This window comes from Ralstonia pickettii (assembly GCF_030582395.1).
GTDB classification, from domain to species: domain Bacteria; phylum Pseudomonadota; class Gammaproteobacteria; order Burkholderiales; family Burkholderiaceae; genus Ralstonia; species Ralstonia pickettii_D.
In genome coordinates this window covers 1531250-1548708 of the sequence record NZ_CP104381.1, presented here as the reverse complement: position 1 = coordinate 1548708, position 17459 = coordinate 1531250, and the positions used below count along the sequence as shown (strand labels likewise).

Annotated in this window: 15 protein-coding genes; 8 read left to right on the top strand and 7 right to left on the bottom strand. The window is 64.6% G+C overall.

What is annotated here, in order from left to right; translation table 11 throughout:
* Positions 1 to 3: 3 nt before the first annotated feature.
* From N5B55_RS07470 to N5B55_RS07450, 5 genes are all read left to right on the top strand, one after another.
* On the top strand, positions 4 to 1245 hold the full coding sequence (locus N5B55_RS07470; RefSeq protein ID WP_304539641.1) for a vWA domain-containing protein: 1242 nt from the start codon (positions 4 to 6) through the stop codon (positions 1243 to 1245).
* Positions 1236 to 1910, top strand: a complete 675-nt coding sequence (locus N5B55_RS07465) for an SRPBCC family protein (RefSeq protein WP_154208419.1) — start codon at positions 1236 to 1238, stop codon at positions 1908 to 1910. The genes N5B55_RS07470 and N5B55_RS07465 overlap by 10 nt, the downstream gene beginning before the upstream one ends.
* 56 nt (positions 1911 to 1966) lie before the next feature.
* Complete coding sequence (locus N5B55_RS07460) at positions 1967 to 2998, top strand: XdhC family protein (RefSeq protein ID WP_178961001.1); 1032 nt, start codon at positions 1967 to 1969, stop codon at positions 2996 to 2998.
* 250 nt (positions 2999 to 3248) lie between these two features.
* Entirely contained in the window at positions 3249 to 4352 is a 1104-nt protein-coding gene (locus N5B55_RS07455; RefSeq protein ID WP_304539640.1) for an SDR family oxidoreductase, read from the top strand.
* Positions 4353 to 4451: 99 nt separating this feature from the next.
* Positions 4452 to 5174, top strand: a complete 723-nt coding sequence (locus tag N5B55_RS07450) for an MgtC/SapB family protein (RefSeq protein WP_304539639.1) — start codon at positions 4452 to 4454, stop codon at positions 5172 to 5174.
* A gap of 21 nt (positions 5175 to 5195) precedes the next feature.
* On the opposite strand, the gene N5B55_RS07445 is transcribed toward N5B55_RS07450, so the two are convergent.
* The 5 genes from N5B55_RS07445 to N5B55_RS07425 form a co-directional block, all read right to left on the bottom strand.
* Positions 5196 to 5663, bottom strand: coding sequence for a hypothetical protein (locus tag N5B55_RS07445; protein ID WP_304539638.1), 468 nt, complete (start codon positions 5661 to 5663; stop codon positions 5196 to 5198).
* A gap of 97 nt (positions 5664 to 5760) precedes the next feature.
* Positions 5761 to 7302 carry a methyl-accepting chemotaxis protein gene (locus N5B55_RS07440; RefSeq protein WP_304539637.1) on the bottom strand — a complete coding sequence of 514 codons (1542 nt, stop codon included), beginning with the start codon at positions 7300 to 7302 and terminating at the stop codon, positions 5761 to 5763.
* A 139-nt stretch (positions 7303 to 7441) separates the two neighbouring features.
* On the bottom strand, positions 7442 to 8383 hold the full coding sequence (locus tag N5B55_RS07435) for a fimbrial protein (protein WP_304539636.1): 942 nt from the start codon (positions 8381 to 8383) through the stop codon (positions 7442 to 7444).
* Positions 8384 to 8838: 455 nt separating this feature from the next.
* Positions 8839 to 9969: a 3-deoxy-7-phosphoheptulonate synthase gene (locus tag N5B55_RS07430; RefSeq protein WP_012435495.1), complete on the bottom strand. Its 1131-nt coding sequence runs from the start codon at positions 9967 to 9969 to the stop codon at positions 8839 to 8841.
* A gap of 77 nt (positions 9970 to 10046) precedes the next feature.
* Complete coding sequence (locus N5B55_RS07425) at positions 10047 to 11273, bottom strand: DUF2252 family protein (protein ID WP_304539635.1); 1227 nt, start codon at positions 11271 to 11273, stop codon at positions 10047 to 10049.
* 35 nt (positions 11274 to 11308) lie between these two features.
* Here N5B55_RS07425 and N5B55_RS07420 point away from each other — a divergent pair, with 35 nt between their 5' ends.
* Positions 11309 to 13180 (top strand): glycoside hydrolase family 15 protein, encoded by a 1872-nt coding sequence (locus N5B55_RS07420; protein WP_304539634.1) that lies wholly within the window; start codon positions 11309 to 11311, stop codon positions 13178 to 13180.
* Positions 13181 to 13210: 30 nt separating this feature from the next.
* The gene (locus N5B55_RS07415; protein WP_004626784.1) at positions 13211 to 13471 is read left to right on the top strand and encodes a DUF1289 domain-containing protein; all 261 of its coding nucleotides are present in this window, start codon (positions 13211 to 13213) and stop codon (positions 13469 to 13471) included.
* Positions 13472 to 13540: 69 nt separating this feature from the next.
* Here the strand turns inward: N5B55_RS07415 and N5B55_RS07410 are convergent, their stop codons facing one another.
* A complete protein-coding gene (locus tag N5B55_RS07410) occupies positions 13541 to 14977 on the bottom strand; it encodes an aldehyde dehydrogenase family protein (RefSeq protein WP_304539633.1) in 1437 nt (478 codons plus the stop codon).
* A gap of 152 nt (positions 14978 to 15129) precedes the next feature.
* Here N5B55_RS07410 and N5B55_RS07405 point away from each other — a divergent pair, with 152 nt between their 5' ends.
* On the top strand, positions 15130 to 15660 hold the full coding sequence (locus N5B55_RS07405; RefSeq protein ID WP_065854941.1) for a hypothetical protein: 531 nt from the start codon (positions 15130 to 15132) through the stop codon (positions 15658 to 15660).
* Positions 15661 to 15739: 79 nt separating this feature from the next.
* Here the strand turns inward: N5B55_RS07405 and N5B55_RS07400 are convergent, their stop codons facing one another.
* Complete coding sequence (locus tag N5B55_RS07400; protein ID WP_065855133.1) at positions 15740 to 17362, bottom strand: ABC-F family ATPase; 1623 nt, start codon at positions 17360 to 17362, stop codon at positions 15740 to 15742.
* Positions 17363 to 17459: the final 97 nt, after the last annotated feature.

Genomic DNA, 17459 nt, shown 5'->3' with positions numbered 1-17459 from the left:
GGCATGCAAGCGAACCTGCCGACACAGTGTCCGATGCTGGCGCGCAACGTGACGCATTTCGTGCGGCTGCTGCGCAACGCCGGCATGCCGCTGGCGCCCTCCCGCGCGGTGGACGCCATTGAAGCCCTGAGCCATATCGACATCGGCCGGCGCGACGACGTAAAAGCCGCGCTGTCCGCCCTGCTCGTCTCGCACCCCGACGAACACACGCTGTTCGACGCGGCCTTCAACGTGTTCTGGCGGGATCCGGATTGGGAAGGCAAGCTGCGCGCCCTGCTGCTGCCCAAGGTGCGTGGCGGCATTCCGGCGGCACGCAGCAACCGCCTGGCCGATGCCTTGCGCGCGCGGCCTTCGACACATCTGCCCCCGGGCCCCACGCCCGATGGCGAACGCCATGACATCGTGGCGCCGCTCGCCTTTTCCGCCAACGAGGCCTTGCGCACGCGTGACTTCGACACGCTCAATGCGGCTGAATGGCGCACGCTGCAACACATGATCCGCCGGCGACGCGTGCATCTGGCGCAGGAGCGCACGCGCCGGCTCAAAGCAGCCTCGCGCGGGCGCCATCCGGACCTGCGCGCCACCGCCCGCCAGGCCGTGCGCGCCGGCGGCGAGTGGACCGGCTGGAAATACCGCCAGCCCGTCGACCGGACACCGCCGCTGGTGCTGCTGCTCGACATCTCCGGCTCGATGAGCCGCTATTCGCGCGCCGTGCTGTATTACTGCCACGCGCTGGTGCAGTCGCGCGAGCGCATCCAGGCCTTCCTGTTCGGCACGCGGCTGACGAACGTCTCGCGGCAACTGCGCGAGCGCGATCCGGATGTCGCCGTGCAGGCCATCGCGCAGCTGGTGCCCGACTGGTCGGGCGGCACGCGCATCGGTGCGGCGCTGGCGGAGTTCAATCGCCAATGGGCGCGCCGCACGCTGTCCGGGCGTGCCACCGTCCTGCTCGTGACGGATGGGCTCGACCACGAGCACATCGACGTGCTCGACACCGAAATGGCGCGTCTGGCGCGCTTCGCCCATCGCATCGTCTGGCTCAACCCGCTATTGCGCTTTGCCGGATTTGAGCCGCGGGCACGTGGCGTCCGGGCCATCCTGCCGCATGTCGACGTGATGGTGCCGGCGCACCATTTCGACAGCCTCGCTGCGCTGGAGCACGAACTGGCGCATGCTCGCCGCACGCGCCCGCCGCGTCCCCCCGGTCCCACCACCCCCGCCCCCTCGACCACCCCATGGAACTGACCCAGACCCATCTCCTGCCCGTGCCCCTGCAGACCGCCTGGGATGCGTTGAACGACCCAGCCGTGCTGCAACGCTGCATTCCCGGCTGCGAGAGCATCACCGCTGCCGAGGCAGGCGCGAACCCCGCCTACGACATTGCCATGACCGCCGCCGTCGGGCCCGTCAAGGCGCGTTTCAAGGGGCGCATGGAACTGGCCGACGTGGCGCCGCCGCGCAGCTACACGCTGCATTTCGACGGCCAGGGCGGCGCGGCCGGCTTCGGCAAGGGCAGCGCCCAGGTGCAGCTCACGCCCGAAGGCCCCACGGTCACGCGGCTCTCTTACACCGCAACGGCGCAGGTGGGCGGCAAGCTTGCGCAAATCGGCTCACGCCTTGTGGACGGCGCCGCGCGCAAACTGGCCGACGAGTTCTTCCAGCGCTTTGCCGCAGAATTCGGCCCCGCGGAGACGGTTGGAATCGACGGACATGCCACACCGGTAGACGGCATGCCGGCCACACAGGCAATTCCGGACTTGGCCGCTGGCCAGTTGCAGGCCCACGGCGCACCGCCCGGCCGCGCACCCGACGTCAGCCCCGCGCTGCAGCCGCGCAATCCATGGCCGTGGATCATCGTCGCGCTGGTGGCCGTGGCAGCCGCCTACCTGTTTTTGCACCACGGGGCATAATTGGTTGATTCCCCGCAACACATCACTGAAGCGCGCGAAAGCGCAGCGAACGCATCATGGATAGCGTCGATCTTGAAGTCTTGAAAACCAGCGTGCGCTGGTTGGAACAGGGGCGGCGCGTGCTGCTCGTCACGGTGGTCAAAACGTGGGGCTCGTCGCCGCGGCCCGAAGGGGCGATGCTCGCGCTGCGCGATGACGGCGTCGTCATCGGCTCGGTCTCTGGCGGCTGTATTGAAGACGACCTCATCGACCGCGTGCGCCGAGAAGGCCTGCATTACACCAAGCCCGAAGCCGTCAAGTACGGCATCAGCGCTGAAGAAGCGCATCGCTTTGGGCTGCCCTGCGGTGGCACGCTGCAACTCGTGCTGGAGCCGCTGAACGCTTCCAGCGGAATCGACGCCCTGCTGCGCGCCGTGGAAGCCGGCCAGCTCGTCGCCCGCACGCTCGACATGGCGACCGGTGCGTCAACGCTGCAGCACGCCACCGTCACCGACGGCCTCCAGTTCGACGAAACGCGCCTCGTGACGATTCACGGACCGCGCTACCGGATGCTCGTCATCGGAGCGGGACAGCTGTCGCGCTACCTGTGCCAGATCGCCGTGGGCCTGGATTACCAGATCACCGTCTGCGACCCGCGCGAGGAATACAGCGAGGAATGGTCGATCCCGGGCGTAGCCATGGTCCGCACCATGCCTGACGATACGGTGATGGCCATGAAGCTCGACGAGCGTTGCGCCGTCATCGCGCTCACCCACGACCCCAAGCTCGACGACCTCGCACTCATGGAAGCGCTCAAGACGCCCGCCTTCTACGTCGGCGCGCTCGGCAGCCGCCGCAACAACGCCAACCGCCGCGAGCGCCTCAAGGAATTCGACCTGAGCGATGCCGAGCTGGCGCGCCTGCATGGGCCGGTCGGCATCTACATCGGCAGCCGCACGCCGCCGGAAATCGCCATCTCGATCCTGGCCGAAGTCACGGCTGCCAAGAACGGCGTGTCGCTGCCGACCATCCTGCAGGTCGAAGGCGCCAAGGCGGCGCGCGAGATTGCCGCCAACGCCGCGTCAAGCTGCGCTGTGCCGCAGAGCTGAGTCAACCCTCTGATCGAATGGGATGCCGAAAGGCGCCTGAAAGGTTACATTCTTATATATCGCCGATTGGGCGTAAGTTTGCCGCATCGCATTGTGCGAACCCAGCGGGCCACGAACTTCGTTTCGTGTTCGCGGCATCATTTGGCACGACTTACCTGCCCCTTGCCCCGTACCGGTGCGGCAGCAGCCGTGTTGTTTGCAAACGGGACGGTCCCCCGTTTTGCCCCCCAAGAAAATCTAGTTTTCTCGCATGAGTATTTTGCTGACCGGTGCCACCGGTTTCGTGGGCGGTGCCATTGCCGCCAATCTGGCAGCCAAAGGTTTGCTGGCTGACACGCGCTTCGCCGTGCGCGGCGACACGCCCGCAGACGGGTTGGCGCGGCTGCGCAGCAACCTGCGGCGTTTCGAATTCGCACCGGGCACGCTGAACGCCATTACCGAATCGCAAATCGTGCCGTTCGACCTGCGCGAGGCCGGCGCGGCCAAGCTGGGCGATCCGGAAGTCATCATCAACTGCGCGGCGCTGGCAACGTTCTCGAACCATCCGTCGCTGTGGGAAACCAACGTTGAGGGCGTGCTGGCGCTGGGCCGGCTGGCGGCGCAAGGCAAGCGCCTGAAGCGGTTCATGCAGATCGGCACGGCCATGTCGTGCGGCCAACTGGCCAATCGCCATGTCAGCGAAAGCTGGAGTGTGCCCGCGCTGCAACAGCACGCGGTGCCGTACACGTATTCCAAGGGCATGGCCGAACTGAAGCTGCGCGAAGCGGTGCCCGAGTTGCCGTTGGTAGTGGTGCGGCCGTCCATCGTGGTGGGGCACAGCACGCTGGGGTGCGAGCCGTCGGGCAGCATTTTCTGGATGCTGCGCATGGTGGCGATGCTCGAAACGTTCAGTTGCCGGCTGTCAGACCGCGTCGACATCCTGCCCGTGGACGATTGCGCCGAAGGCATCGTGCAACTGGCGACCAAGCCGACGCTGGCGCACGACCTGTACCACATCAGCGCTGGCGACGCGAACTCCGAGCGCATCGAAACGCTGTATCCGCGCTTCAAGCGTTGCAAGACGCCGGAAGAAGACGCCCAGGCGCTGGCCGGCTACGTGTACCAGGAAAAAATCGCCGAGAAAGCATTGGCGCGTAAATTCCTGAGCTTGACGGGCGATGGCAACGTGCGATTGGTCGCGCGCTGCATCCACCTGTATGCCAAGTTCGCCAGCATGAGCTACGTGTTCGACAACACGCGGCTGGTGCAGGAGACCGGCTTCCAGCCGCGCTCCCTGCTCGCTTATCTCGACCGCTGCCTCGAGACGTCGGCCGCCGTGCCGATCCCCGAGCAGATGCGGTGGGACTATAAGTAGCCGTCCGGCCTCCACGGCCCGCACGGCGTGTCATGGCGCCGTGCTATAACCATCGGCGCCCTTCACCAAGACTCCGGTCACCACAACAAGGAGCCGCCGATGACGCTGCAAGCCCTCGCCCATCTCAATATCGCCACGCTGGTGGATTCATTCCTCAGCCTTGCCTCGGCCTTTGCGCTCGGGTCGCTGATCGGCTTCGAACGGCAGGTCAGACAGCGGACTGCGGGGCTGCGCACCAATGCCCTGGTGGCGGTGGCGGCATCGGCGTTCGTCGACATGGCGGCGCAGATCGGCACCGCATCGGACACCACCCGCGTGATCGCCTATGTGGTGTCGGGCGTCGGCTTTCTGGGGGCCGGCACCATCATGAAGGAAGGGCTGAACGTGCGCGGCCTGAACACTGCGGCCACATTGTGGGGCTCGGCGGCGGTGGGCGCGGCGGCAGGTTCCGACCTGATCGGCCAGGCCATTCTGATCACGATGTTCGTGCTGGCGTCGAACATCCTGCTGCGGCCCGTGGTGGACCGCATCAACCGCACCCCGCTGGACAACCAGGCCAGTGAAGTCACGTACACCATGTGCGTCATTTCCACCAGCGAGCGCCAGAAAGAGGCACTTGCCGATCTGGAACGCCTGCTTGAAGAAGCGAGCTACCCGATCAGCGATCTGTCGGTCGAACCGTTTGGCGACGACCACGTGGAAATTGAAGCCATGCTGATGTCGACCGCCGTGAACGCATCCGAGCTGGACCGCATCGTGGCGTCGCTGCAATCGCAGCCGCACGTGGCGCAGGCGTTCTGGAATCCGAGTACGACCGAATAAGCGGTCAACCCAACGCGCCGGTCAAAGATCCTGGCTCGCCGCCAGCGCGAAGATCTTCGCCCAGCGTTTCGCTTCCCGGCGGTTGCGCATCGGGATCAGCCAATCGGCCTGCGCCTGATGCTTCAGGCGTAGCACCAGCGTCCAGGCGCCCTCGCGCTCGACCGCGTCGGCGCCGACAATATCGGCAAAGAGAAAACGGGCGCCCTGCCCGTGCAACTGCAGCGTCCCGCGCTTTTGTTCGGCATCGACCGCGACCTGCCCCCAGCTTGCACTGATCGACACGATTCGCTGGCCTTTCACGTTCACGCCATGAACGGCGCGGTAACGCCGGATGAAAGTAACGACTGCGCCGGCCAGCAGCGCCACAGCGAGCAGCACCGCCGCGCCGCCCGCCACCGCGCCGTATGCCGCGGCAACGCCGGCATACAGCCGGAGCGCGCCGTAGATCAGCAGACCAACCAACGCGAACGCGGCAATGATGAACGGCATGAGGCGACTCCTTGAATGAACCCGTCGGTTATATCAGCCGAAATGGCGTTCAAGGCAAGTCGTCTTCAGGATGCCCCGTGCGTCGACGGGGCCAATATCAAGCGAGGCGGAATGCGGCGATGGCGGCGTTCAGGGCCTGGGCCTGTTCTTCCAGCGATTCAGCCGCGGCTGCGGCCTGCTCCACCAGCGCCGCGTTTTGCTGCGTGGCTTCATCCATGAGCGTGACGGCCTTGTTGACCTGCTCGATGCCCGAGCTTTGCTCGTTCGAGGCGGCGGCAATTTCGCCCATGATGTCGGTCACGCGGCGAATGGACGACACGATGTCTTCCATCGTGCTGCCGGCGCGTTCGGCCAGCGCGCTGCCGGTCTCCACCTTGGAGAGCGACGCCTCGATCATTTCCTTGATTTCCTTCGCGGCTGCGGCGCTACGCTGCGCAAGGTTGCGCACCTCGCCGGCCACCACGGCAAAGCCGCGGCCCTGCTCGCCGGCACGGGCGGCTTCCACGGCGGCGTTGAGCGCGAGGATGTTGGTCTGGAAGGCAATCCCGTCGATCACGCCAATGATTTCCGACACCGTGCGCGACGACGCGCTGATCTCGCGCATGGTCGCCACCACGTCGGTCACCACGGCACCGCCCTGGCTGGCGACTTCGGATGCGCTGTCGGCCAGCTGGCTGGCCTGGCGCGCGTTGTCGGCGTTCTGGCGCACGATGGAGGTCATTTCCTCCATGCTGGAAGCGGTTTCTTCCAGCGAGCTGGCCTGCTCTTCCGTGCGTTGCGACAGGTCGGCATTGCCGGCGGCAATCTGTTTGGTGGCTGCGCCGATCGACTCCGAGCCCGTGCGCACCCGGCGCACGGTATCGGTCAACGCGGTCTGCATGCGGGCCAGGCCTTCGAGCAGGCGGCCCATTTCGTCATGACGGGCGATGCGCACACGTTCAGTCAAGTCGCCCGCGGCAATGCGGTCGAACTGCGCCAGCGCGGCGTTCAGCGGCCCGACGATTGCATGCAGCAGCGACCACGCGCACCAAAGCGCCACGACCAGCGCGACGATGATGGCGGCAACCACGATCAGGCGGAAGCGCGCATAGGCGTCGCGCGATGCGTCGTAGTTGGCCTGGGAGAATGCGAGTTGTTTCTTGCCCAGCGCCAGGCTGGAATCGTTGGAATCACGGAAGGCCTTTGACACTTCCTTATCCATGATCTTGTCCGCTGTGGCCCGATCACCGGCGCGCAGCGCCTTGATGATGTCGCGCAGCGTGGCGGAAGCCGCTTCACGCTTGGTGGCGACCTCCTTGGCCAGGCGCTCTTCTTCGTCGTCGCGGGGCAGCGCCAGGTACTTCTTCCAGGCCTCGTCCGAGCGGGCAATCAGTTCTTCCGTGCGGTCAAGCAACTGCATCGCCCCCTTGTCTTCCGGGTACAGCATGGCCTTGTCCAGCGCGGTGCGGGCACGCGTGAGGCTTAGATCGGATTCGCCCAGGGCGAGTGCGGACGGAAACTGGTTGGTGAACGTCTGCTCGTGCGCGCGGTTGGCATCACGCAGGCCGAGCAGGCCAGCCGCGCCAATCAGCAGGGCAAGCAGAAACAGAATCGAAACCGAAAGCACCAGGCGGGTGCGGATGGTCAGGCGAGCGGACATGGGCGCGGCAAGAGTGGTGTGCGCGGCTCTTCACGCGGCGCGACAATCGCGCCGGGCGGCCGGCTACCTGAGCACTATCGGCCGCGCCTTCTTTAACTTAAGGACGAAGTGGCGAATAAATCACTAATGCCCGCTACCGTCATTGATAGTCCAGTACCACCGACACCGCGCCTTTGACCGTACCTGGAGTGATCCCGGCTTCGGTCTGGACATACGAGGCCTGCATCGGGATCGCGTATGAGCCGCCGGTTGCCTTGTTGTAATCGTCAACCTTGATGGACGTGCCGAATTGGGCGGCAACGCCGTCACGGTCGGTAACGCGAATCTTCACGCCTTTGACGGTAGAGTCGGCACTGAGCGGCAACACGCCCTGTGAATCCGCCACCCCGCCCATGGGCTCGAGTGTGTATCCCACTCGGTTGTATCCCTTCGGGCAGTTGTCGATCTTGATCTGAAACGCTTTAAAACCAGCCGTCGAACCATTTCCTCGGAATTGCCCGACCACAGTCGGTGGTAACTGTACGGCCTGACTGGGCACCGAACACGTTCCTTCGATTTTGGTCAGACTGGAATCGCCAATACTGAAATAGTTAACGAGGGTATCGTTGCCTCCGATCGTCTTCGTAAAAAACCAGACGTGAATCAGCTGAGTTGCTTTGCTGGTAACGATATCGTCCCATGCATCTCGGACCAATTGCACTTCGACCGGTGTCGAAAAGATTGTTTCGTTAGGAGGGTCCAATTTCTTCTGCGGCTTTCCATTGACGATTACCTGCATACTCAGTCCTGCCAACCGCGTCTCCCCTGTCGTTCCAGTCGTATTCTCAGTGCCTGACGAGTTCAGCAGCCTGAACGTGGTCAGTCTGCATTGGACATCGCCGCAAAGCTGCATAGGCGTATAAGTACGTCGAGCCACCACCGTTCCCTTCGCCAGTCCGGATGGGAGCGCGTAGGCGCCGGAAAACACGATGAAATTCCCGCCAGCCTCCGCACTGCCTGACAGCATGGTCCAACCCACTATGACGAGCCCCCCGGCTCTCAGCGTTTTTATGCAGCGCTGAATCAATCCTTTCACAATCATCGATCTCCAAAGCCTCATTTCAGTTTTTATCCACTGGGTTTTCGGCGCAAATACGCGCTGCGCAATCAAAATGCGCTGGTCTTTGCTACGCGCTGCCGGGTGAAATTCTCAGTGTTGAGAAATGTCACGGATATAGGAGCGCTCCTAAAAACCGAAAAATCCACCCAGGCGCGGGCGGGTTTGAAGAGCGGAAGATGAGCACCGGCAGGCCACGTGCGCGTGCAACGTGCACGCTGTGCGGGACATGCGGTCTGGAAAGAGGAAAGCTGGAAAAAGGGGCGGTGGTGTCACTTCACGGGCAACACCGAGAGGCATGAGGGCAGGACGCCGACGCACAATGCCGGACCAAGCCCATGCAAATGTGCAGCGGCTGGCCATCATTGAAATGGCACTGAAAAGCCGAGCTACATCAGGGATAGGGAAAAGGCGACAAGCCTGAACCTGCCGCCGTCACATCACCCGTCGTACGAATACGCGCGCCGATGCCGCACCGCCTCGGCGAGTATGTCGAGTACGGGCTCCGTCTGGGTCCAGCTCAGGCACGCATCGGTGATCGACACGCCGTACTTGAGCGGCACACCCGGTTTCAGGTCTTGGCGGCCCGCCTCGAGATTGCTTTCGACCATCACGCCGACGATCCGGCGCTCGCCCTGCGAGAGTTGCCGCGCCAGATCTTGCGCAACGTCGATCTGACGTTCATGCGACTTGTTTGAGTTCGCGTGCGAGCAGTCCACCATGACCTGTTCGCGCAACTTTGCCGCGCGCAGCGCCGCGCAGGCCGCCTCGATGTGCTCGCTGCCGTAGTTCGGCCCGCCCTTGCCGCCGCGCAGGATCACGTGCGCGTCGTCGTTGCCGCGTGTCTCGAAGATCGCGGCCATGCCCATCTTCGTCATCCCCATGAACGCATGGCTGGCGCGCGCCGCGATGATCGCGTCCGAGGCAACCTGCACGCCGCCGTCCGTGCCGTTCTTGAAACCGATGGGGCAGCTCAAGCCTGAGGCGAGCTGCCGATGGCTCTGGCTTTCTGTCGTACGCGCGCCGATCGCGCCCCATGCGATAAGGTCGGCAATGTATTGCGGGCTCAGCAGGTCGAGAAATTCGGTCGCGGCGGGCAGCCCGAGCGCGTTGACGTCGAGCAGCAGTTGCCGCGCAGCCCGCAGCCCTTCATTGATGCGGAAGCTGCCGTCCAGGCGCGGGTCGTTGATGTATCCCTTCCAACCGACCGTCGTGCGCGGCTTCTCGAAGTAGACGCGCATCACGATCAGCAGGTCGTCCTTCAGTGCATCGGCGGCAGCCTTGAGGCGGCGCGCGTAATCGAGCGCCTGATCGTGATCGTGGATCGAGCACGGGCCGACGATCAGCAGCAGCCGATCGTCACGGCCGTGCAGGATGTTGCTGATGGCACGGCGGGTATCTTCAACGAGCGTCTGCGTATCGGCCGGCACGGGCAGCTCGTCCAGCAGCAGCGCCGGAGAAATCAGCGGACGCACCGCACCGATGCGGGTGTCGTCGATACGCGTCGTGTCTTGCGTGCCGTCGGCAACGCCCACCTCGCGATCATGCGATGGGTTGTCGAGGTTTTTCATTGCAGTCTCAGAGGGTTTCAAATAGGACTCGCGGGCCTGAAGTCAATGGCCCGCTATCCCGCACTTACGGCACGCACTTAAGCGGCCCTGTCACCACGCGCCTGCCGGTAGTCCTCAGCAAACTCGGCCCATTGCTTCAACGACACCTTGCGGCCATGCGCCGCCAGCTTGAGCGCCGATTTGCGCCACGCCGTGCCGGCCGCGTAGTCCTGCACCTTCTCCACGAGATCCGTCCCATGGCGGCCACAGCCGCGCAGATGGCACCAGGCCGCCACGTGAGCCATGGTCTGCAGCGCATCGTCCAGATTGGCGACCACGTTCTTGCCCGAGCCGAGCGCGACGCGGTCGGCCGTCGGCTGCAGGCTCTTGACGACGTACGACTTCGGCTTTTCGCCCTTGGCGCCGTAGACGACGCCGCGCAGCAGCGCGGGCGAAATGGCCTGCGAAACGCGCTGGATATCGACAACGCGCCCTGCCTCGCTATGCCACGGGGCCACGCTGCAGGCGCTGCCCAGGACGCCGGCCCATACGCTCGGAATCGACAGCTTGATGTCGATCAGGCGCAGGGTGGCGGGGTCGTTTTCGGGGCGAGCCAGCACGGAATAACGCTCAAGCCCCAGGCTGCCCGTACCGGCAATCCGCCGGGCTACGTCGACGGCAACGAAACGCTGGCCGTTGCCCTGCTGTCCGTACGCCTCGAGAATGTGCCGCGCGCGGCGGGCCTCGTCCTTGCTGGCACGCAATGTGCGGCGGCCGTCAATGCGCAGCGAGATGCGGTTGCCGACGCGCTCCGTGCGCTGCGCGAGGTAGGCCGCGCGGTTGCGTTTGCGCAAGGCACGCAGCAGATCGCGCACGATGCCCGTGGCGGTTGCCCGCTCCACCCAGCGGGGCTTGCCTTCCACCAGCGCGGCCGCATACGTGTCGAGGAAGCGCCGGCACAGGTTATGAGCGTCTTCATCGGCCAGCTTCCAGCCGAATGACGCCACCTGCAGGCTCGACAGCACGCGCACGAGGTCGACCGTGAACGGCGCCGCCAGCGCTTCGTCAAAGTCGTTCATGTCGAAGTAGACGAGGCCGTTGTCGCCCTTGAAGCTGCCGAAGTTTTCAAGGTGCAGGTCGCCGCAGACCAGCGTGCGGGGCGCGTCGTGCAGCAAGGCGGCATCGGCCAGAGACGCGGCGTACAGGTTGTTGGTGCCGCGAAAAAATGAAAACGGGTCGGCGGCAATGGCATCCAGTTTTCGGGTAAGCCTTTCGGGATCACGCCCGGCGTTGTATTCAAGCAGGATGCGGGTGCTGTCATGCATGGTCAGGCCTCGTTGAAGTCTTGGAGTGGAGTGCAATGCGCTCAAGAATCGAAGATTACGCGTTGATTGGCGATTGTGAAACCGCGGCACTGGTTTCGCGTGACGGCTCCATCGATTGGCTCTGCTGGCCACGGTTCGATTCCGGCGCCTGTTTTGCCGCGCTGCTCGGCACGTCGGACCACGGCCGATGGCGCATCGCACCGCAAGGCGAGGTCCGCGCCACGCGCCGGCGCTACCTGCCTGGCACGCTCGTGCTGGAGACCGTCTTCGAAACCGACACCGGTTCCGCCAGCGTGACTGACCTGATGACGGCCCGTCTGCCCGGCACCGCCGACGCACGGGACGACACCTCCGACCTCATCCGCATCGTGCGCGGGCTCTCCGGCACCGTCGATATGCGCATGGACCTAACCCTGCGGTTCGATTACGGCGCGTCTGTACCGTGGGTCAGCCGCGTGGCCGAAGTCACGGGCGCCCCGGCTGACGGCCCCTGCGACATGCCCGATTGCGTGCTGCGGGCCGTGGCCGGGCCCAACATGACGACACTGCGCACCGCCGCCCCGATCCGGGGCGAAAACCTTTCCACCGTGGCCGATTTCACGGTAAGCGAAGGCGAAGCGGTCCCGTTTGTACTCACGCATTCGCCGTCGCACCTGCCGTTACCGGCATCGATCGACGCGCTGGAAGCCCAGGTAGACATCGAGGCGCGCTGGCGCGCATGGGGAGGCCGCTGCCACGGCGCAGGCGAATGGACCGAAGCCGTAGAGCGCTCCCTGATCACGCTCAAGGCGCTCACGTACCACCGCACCGGCGGTGTCGTGGCCGCGCCCACAACGTCGTTGCCGGAACAGCTTGGAGGCGTGCGTAACTGGGATTACCGCTACTGCTGGCTGCGCGACGCCACCCTCACGCTGCTCGCGCTGATGAACGCCGGCTTCTACGATGAGGCGCGCAGCTGGCGCCAATGGCTGGAACGCGCGATTGCCGGCAGCCCGGCGCAGGTGCAGATCATGTACGGCATTGCCGGGGAGCGCCGCCTGGGCGAATGGACCGTCCCCTGGCTGCCCGGCTACGAGGGCGCCCAGCCCGTGCGCGTGGGCAATGCGGCCGCGCAGCAACTGCAGCTCGATGTGTATGGCGAGCTGATGGACGCCCTCTTCATCGCTCGCAAAGGTGGCCTCGACGGCGACGATGCCTCGTGGCGCCTGCAGGTCGCGCTGATGACGCATCTGGAAAGCATCTGGCAAACGCCGGACCAGGGCATCTGGGAAGTCCGCGGCCCCTCGCGCCATTTCACGCACTCCAAGGTCATGGCGTGGGTGGCGTTCGACCGCGCCGTCAAAACCATCGAGCAATTCAACGTTGATGGCCCGGTAGAGCGCTGGCGCGTCGTGCGCGACCGCATCCACGCAGAGGTCTGCGCCCACGGCTACAACGCCGCGCGTGGCTGCTTCGTGCAGAGCTACGGCAGCGACGAACTGGATGCCGCGCTTCTCATGCTGCCGCTGGTGGGTTTTCTGCCGGCATCCGACCCGCGCATCCAAGGCACGGTCAAGGCCATCGAAGAAGACCTGCTCGTCGATGGCCTCGTGCGCCGCTACCGCACCGAAGCGGCGACCGACGGCCTGCCCGAGGGCGAAGGCGTATTCCTTGCCTGCAGCTTCTGGTACGTCGACAACCTCGTCATGCAGGGCCGCCATGCCGAAGCGCGCGCGCTCTTTACCAAGCTGCTGGCGCTGCGCAATGACGTGGGCCTGCTGGCTGAAGAATACGACCCACGCCTGCGTCGGCTCGTTGGCAACTTCCCGCAAGCGTTTTCGCATATCGCGCTGGTCAATTCCGCGCTGGCGCTATCCAAGGCGGCCGATCATGTCAGCCAGCGCACGGGGGAACCGCCATGCAGCTGACGTCGGGCCGAAGCCGGTAAAATACCGGCCATGACCGAATCGACCGCTTTCAGCCCCATGCCAGACGACGCAACCAGTGCTTCCGACAGCACTCTGTTGGGCCGCCCAGACAGCCCCTGCATCGGCATCTGCTCGACGCTCTTCGACGAGGTTTGCCAGGGCTGCGGGCGCACGCAGTTGGAGGTCAGCAACTGGGTCTTCATGACCGACGAAGAGCGCAACGCGGTCTGGACGCGCATCCTGGCCGAAGGCACCGCCCAGGGCTACAACGCTGACGGCAGCCGCAAGTAGGCGGAGGGTGTCAAACGCAAAAAACCCGGCCGAGGCCGGGTTTTTCATTGGTGCTGCACGTGGGGCAGATCAGGCTGTCTTGGCGGGATTGAGTTGCAGCGCCTTGTACTCGAGGAACTCTTCCAGGCCGTACTTGCCGTTTTCCCGCCCGTTGCCGGATTGCTTGTAGCCGCCAAACGGTGCCTGCATGTTGAACGGCCCGCCGTTGATATTGACCTGGCCCGTGCGGATGCGCCGCGCCACCTGAATCGCCCGGGCCTCGTCGCCCGACCACACACCGCCGCCCAGGCCGTAGATGCTGTCGTTGGCAATCCGGACGGCCTCTTCCTCGTCGTCGTAGCAGATGACGGTCAGCACAGGGCCGAAGATTTCTTCGCGCGCGACGGTGTCGGTGGTCTTGACGTTGCCCAGCACCGTCGGCTTGACGAAGTAACCGGTGGTCAGGCCTTCGGGCGTGTCGGCGCCGCCGGTAATGAGTTCGGCGCCCTCCTCCAGCCCCTTGCGGATGTAGCCCAGCACGCGGTCGCGCTGCACGGCAGAGATGAGCGGCCCCAGGCGCGTGCTTTCCTGCGCCGGATCGCCCGGCACGTACGCAGCGGCAAACTGTGCGGCCAGCGCCTTCACCTCTTCATACTTGGCGCGCGGCACCAGCATGCGCGTGTGCGCCGAGCACGTCTGCCCCGAGTTCAGGAAACACGCCGACAGCGTGCCCTTGACCGCCGATGCCAGGTCCGCGTCATCCAGGATCACCGAGGCCGACTTGCCGCCCAGCTCCAGCGCCACCCGCTTGACCGACTGCGATGCGAGTTCCGCCACGCGCTTGCCCGCACGCGTGGAGCCCGTGAACGACACCATGTCGACCTCCGGGTCGCTTGCCAGCACCTCGCCCACCACCGGGCCATAGCCGGTAACAAGGTTGAACACGCCCGGCGGCAGGCCGGCTTCTTCAATGACTTCCGCCAGCACAAACGCGTTGAGCGGTGCCACTTCCGACGGCTTGAGCACCACCGTGCAGCCGGCCGCCAGCGCGGGCGCAACCTTCAGCGTGATCTGGTTGAGCGGGTAGTTCCACGGCGTGATGGCGCCCACCACACCCACGGGCTCGCGCACCACCAGCGAGTTGCCAACGTGCTCTTCAAATTCAAACGTGCTGAGCAGCTTGGCGAAATTGCTCCAGCTGTAGACGGGGCCGCCCACCTGGATGGCACGCGCCAACTTGATCGGCATGCCGACTTCACCGGCAATCAGCTGCGCCAGTTCTTCGCTGCGGGCATGCAGGCCGTCGGCAATCTTCTGAATGTATTCGGCGCGCTTGGCCACGGGCGTGGCAGCCCAGTCATCAAATGCGGCGCGCGCGGCGGCCACGGCGGCTTCAGCGTCTGCCGCGCTGCCTTCGGGGATGGTCCCCATCACGGCTTCCGTGGCCGAATGAATCACTTCAATGACGCCCTTGCCCTGCGGCGCCACCCACTTGCCATTGATGAAAAGCTTGTCGCGTTGCTGCATCGTCGGTCGTCTCGCTCTGGTGGATGCGCGATGTGCGCGTTGTGCTATCCGGGTTGCGACTGAGGCCCACGTCGCCCCCGGGCGGTTATGATCGGTCTATTGTAGAGCCACCAGAGCGCACACTGCAGACGCGCCGGCCGAGGGAGACGACCATGACCACCCGCATCTATCAGAAGACCGAAAAAGGTCAGGACGAGATCCGAACGCGCGCGAACCACCTCGACCAGCGTCACCGCGCGGTGCTCCTGATGGTGAATGGCGAGAAAACCTGCGACGACATCCTCGTGCAGCTTCAGCCGCTCGGTATGACCCAAGCGGTATTCGACGAGCTGGAGGGCGGCGGCTATATCCGCCCGCACGCGGCCGGGGCGACTACGGCGAAGGCTGAGCCCGCATCTGCGACCACCACGACGGAGGCGGCTCCCGCACAGGCAACCACGTCAAAAGAGCCCGCAGCCGAGGGCTATCAACGCCTCTATCGGTTCTATACCGAAACCATCAGCCGGTATCTCGGCCTGCGCGGCTATCTGCTGGAGATGAAGGTGGAGAAAGCCGGCAATGTGGCGGAACTCGTCGCCCTGCGCGACACGCTCAAGGCCGCGCTCAGCAAAACACGCGGCGAGCCCGAGACCAGCAACGTGATCGCCCAGCTCGATCTGCTGATCGACGAAGCAACAGGCTAAGCCCGCACGGTCGGACAGCAAAAAAGGCGGCACAGTTGGCCGCCTTTTTTGCTGTGCCCTCGTCGAGGACACACCACGTTCAGACTTCGACGCCCTGGCTCTGCAGGTATTCGTCGTAAGTACCCAGGTAGTCGGTCAGGGTGCCGTCCGGGCGCACTTCGATCACACGCGTGGCCAGGGCGCTGATCAACTCGCGATCATGCGACACGAAGATCAGCGTGCCTTCGAACTTGTCGAGCGCAATCTGCAGCGACTCGATGGACTCCATGTCCATGTGGTTGGTCGGCTCGTCCAGCGCCAGCACGTTGTGGCGGCCGAGCATGAGCTTGCCCCAGATCATGCGGCCCTTCTCGCCACCCGAGAGCACCTTCACACTCTTCTTGATGTCGTCGGCCGAGAACAGCAGGCGGCCCATGGTGCCGCGCAGCGATTGGTCGTCATCGCCGGGCTGCGTCCACTGGCTCATCCAGTCCATCAGGTCGCGGTCTTCGGGGAATTCTTCGTACGTGTCCTGCGGCATGTAGCCGACATTGGCGTTCTCGGCCCACTTAACGGAGCCGCCGTCGACCTCGATGCCGCGCTGCACGCCGGTCTTCACAGCGCCGTTCAGCAGGCAACGCAGCAGCGTGGTCTTGCCCGCGCCGTTCTCGCCGATGATGGCGATGCGCTCGCCCGCCCGCACGGCCATCGTCAGGCCATCGAAGATCTTGCGATCGTAAGTCTTGCGCGCGTTCTCGGTTTCCACTGCCAGGTTGTGCAGCTTCTTCTCCATCTCGAAGCGGACAAACGGGTTCTGGCGCGACGACGGCTTGATGTCTTCCACCTTGATCTTGTCGATCATCTTCAGGCGCGACGTAGCCTGGCGCGCCTTGGACTTGTTGGCCGAGAAGCGACGCACGAAGTCCTGCAGGTCGGAGATGCGCTCCTTGGCCCGGGCGTTGGCCGCCTGCAGGCGTTCGCGCGCCTGCAGGGAGGCTTGCATGTAGTCGTCGTAGTTGCCCGGGTAGACCTTGAGCGTGCCGTAGTCCATGTCGGCCATGTGCGTGCAGACCGAGTTCAGAAAGTGGCGATCGTGGGAGATGATGATCATGGTGGAATTGCGCTCATTGAGCACCGATTCCAGCCAGCGGATCGTGTTGATGTCGAGGTTGTTGGTCGGCTCATCGAGCAGCAGCACATCCGGGTTCGAGAACAGCGCCTGCGCCAGCAGCACGCGCAGCTTCCAGCCGGGGGCGACATTGCTCATCGTGCCGTTGTGCTGGTCGGTCGGAATGCCCACGCCCATCAGGAGTTCGCCAGCACGCGCTTCGGCGGTGTAGCCGTCGTATTCGGCGTACTTGGCCTCCAGGTCGGCGGCCTTCATGTAATCGTCGTCGGTGGCTTCCGGGTTTGCGTAGATGGCATCGCGCTCTTGCGCGGCAGCCCACATTTCGGTGTGGCCCATCATCACGACGTCCAGCACGCGCATGTCTTCGTAGGCGAACTGGTCCTGACGCAGCTTGCCCAGGCGCACGCCCGGTTCCAGGATCACGTTGCCCGAGCTCGGCTCCAGATCGCCGCCCAGGATCTTCATGAAGGTCGACTTGCCGCAACCGTTGGCGCCGATCAGGCCATAGCGATTGCCCTCGCCAAACTTGACCGAGATGTTCTCGAACAAGGGCTTGGGCCCGAACTGCATGGTGATGTTGGCGGTGGAAAGCACGTGGAAACCTTGATTTGGAAAGCGGTGATCTGGCGCGGCAAGCACTTGGCCGGTCGCCATTTGGAGAACCCGAGATTTTACCACCCGGACGTGACCC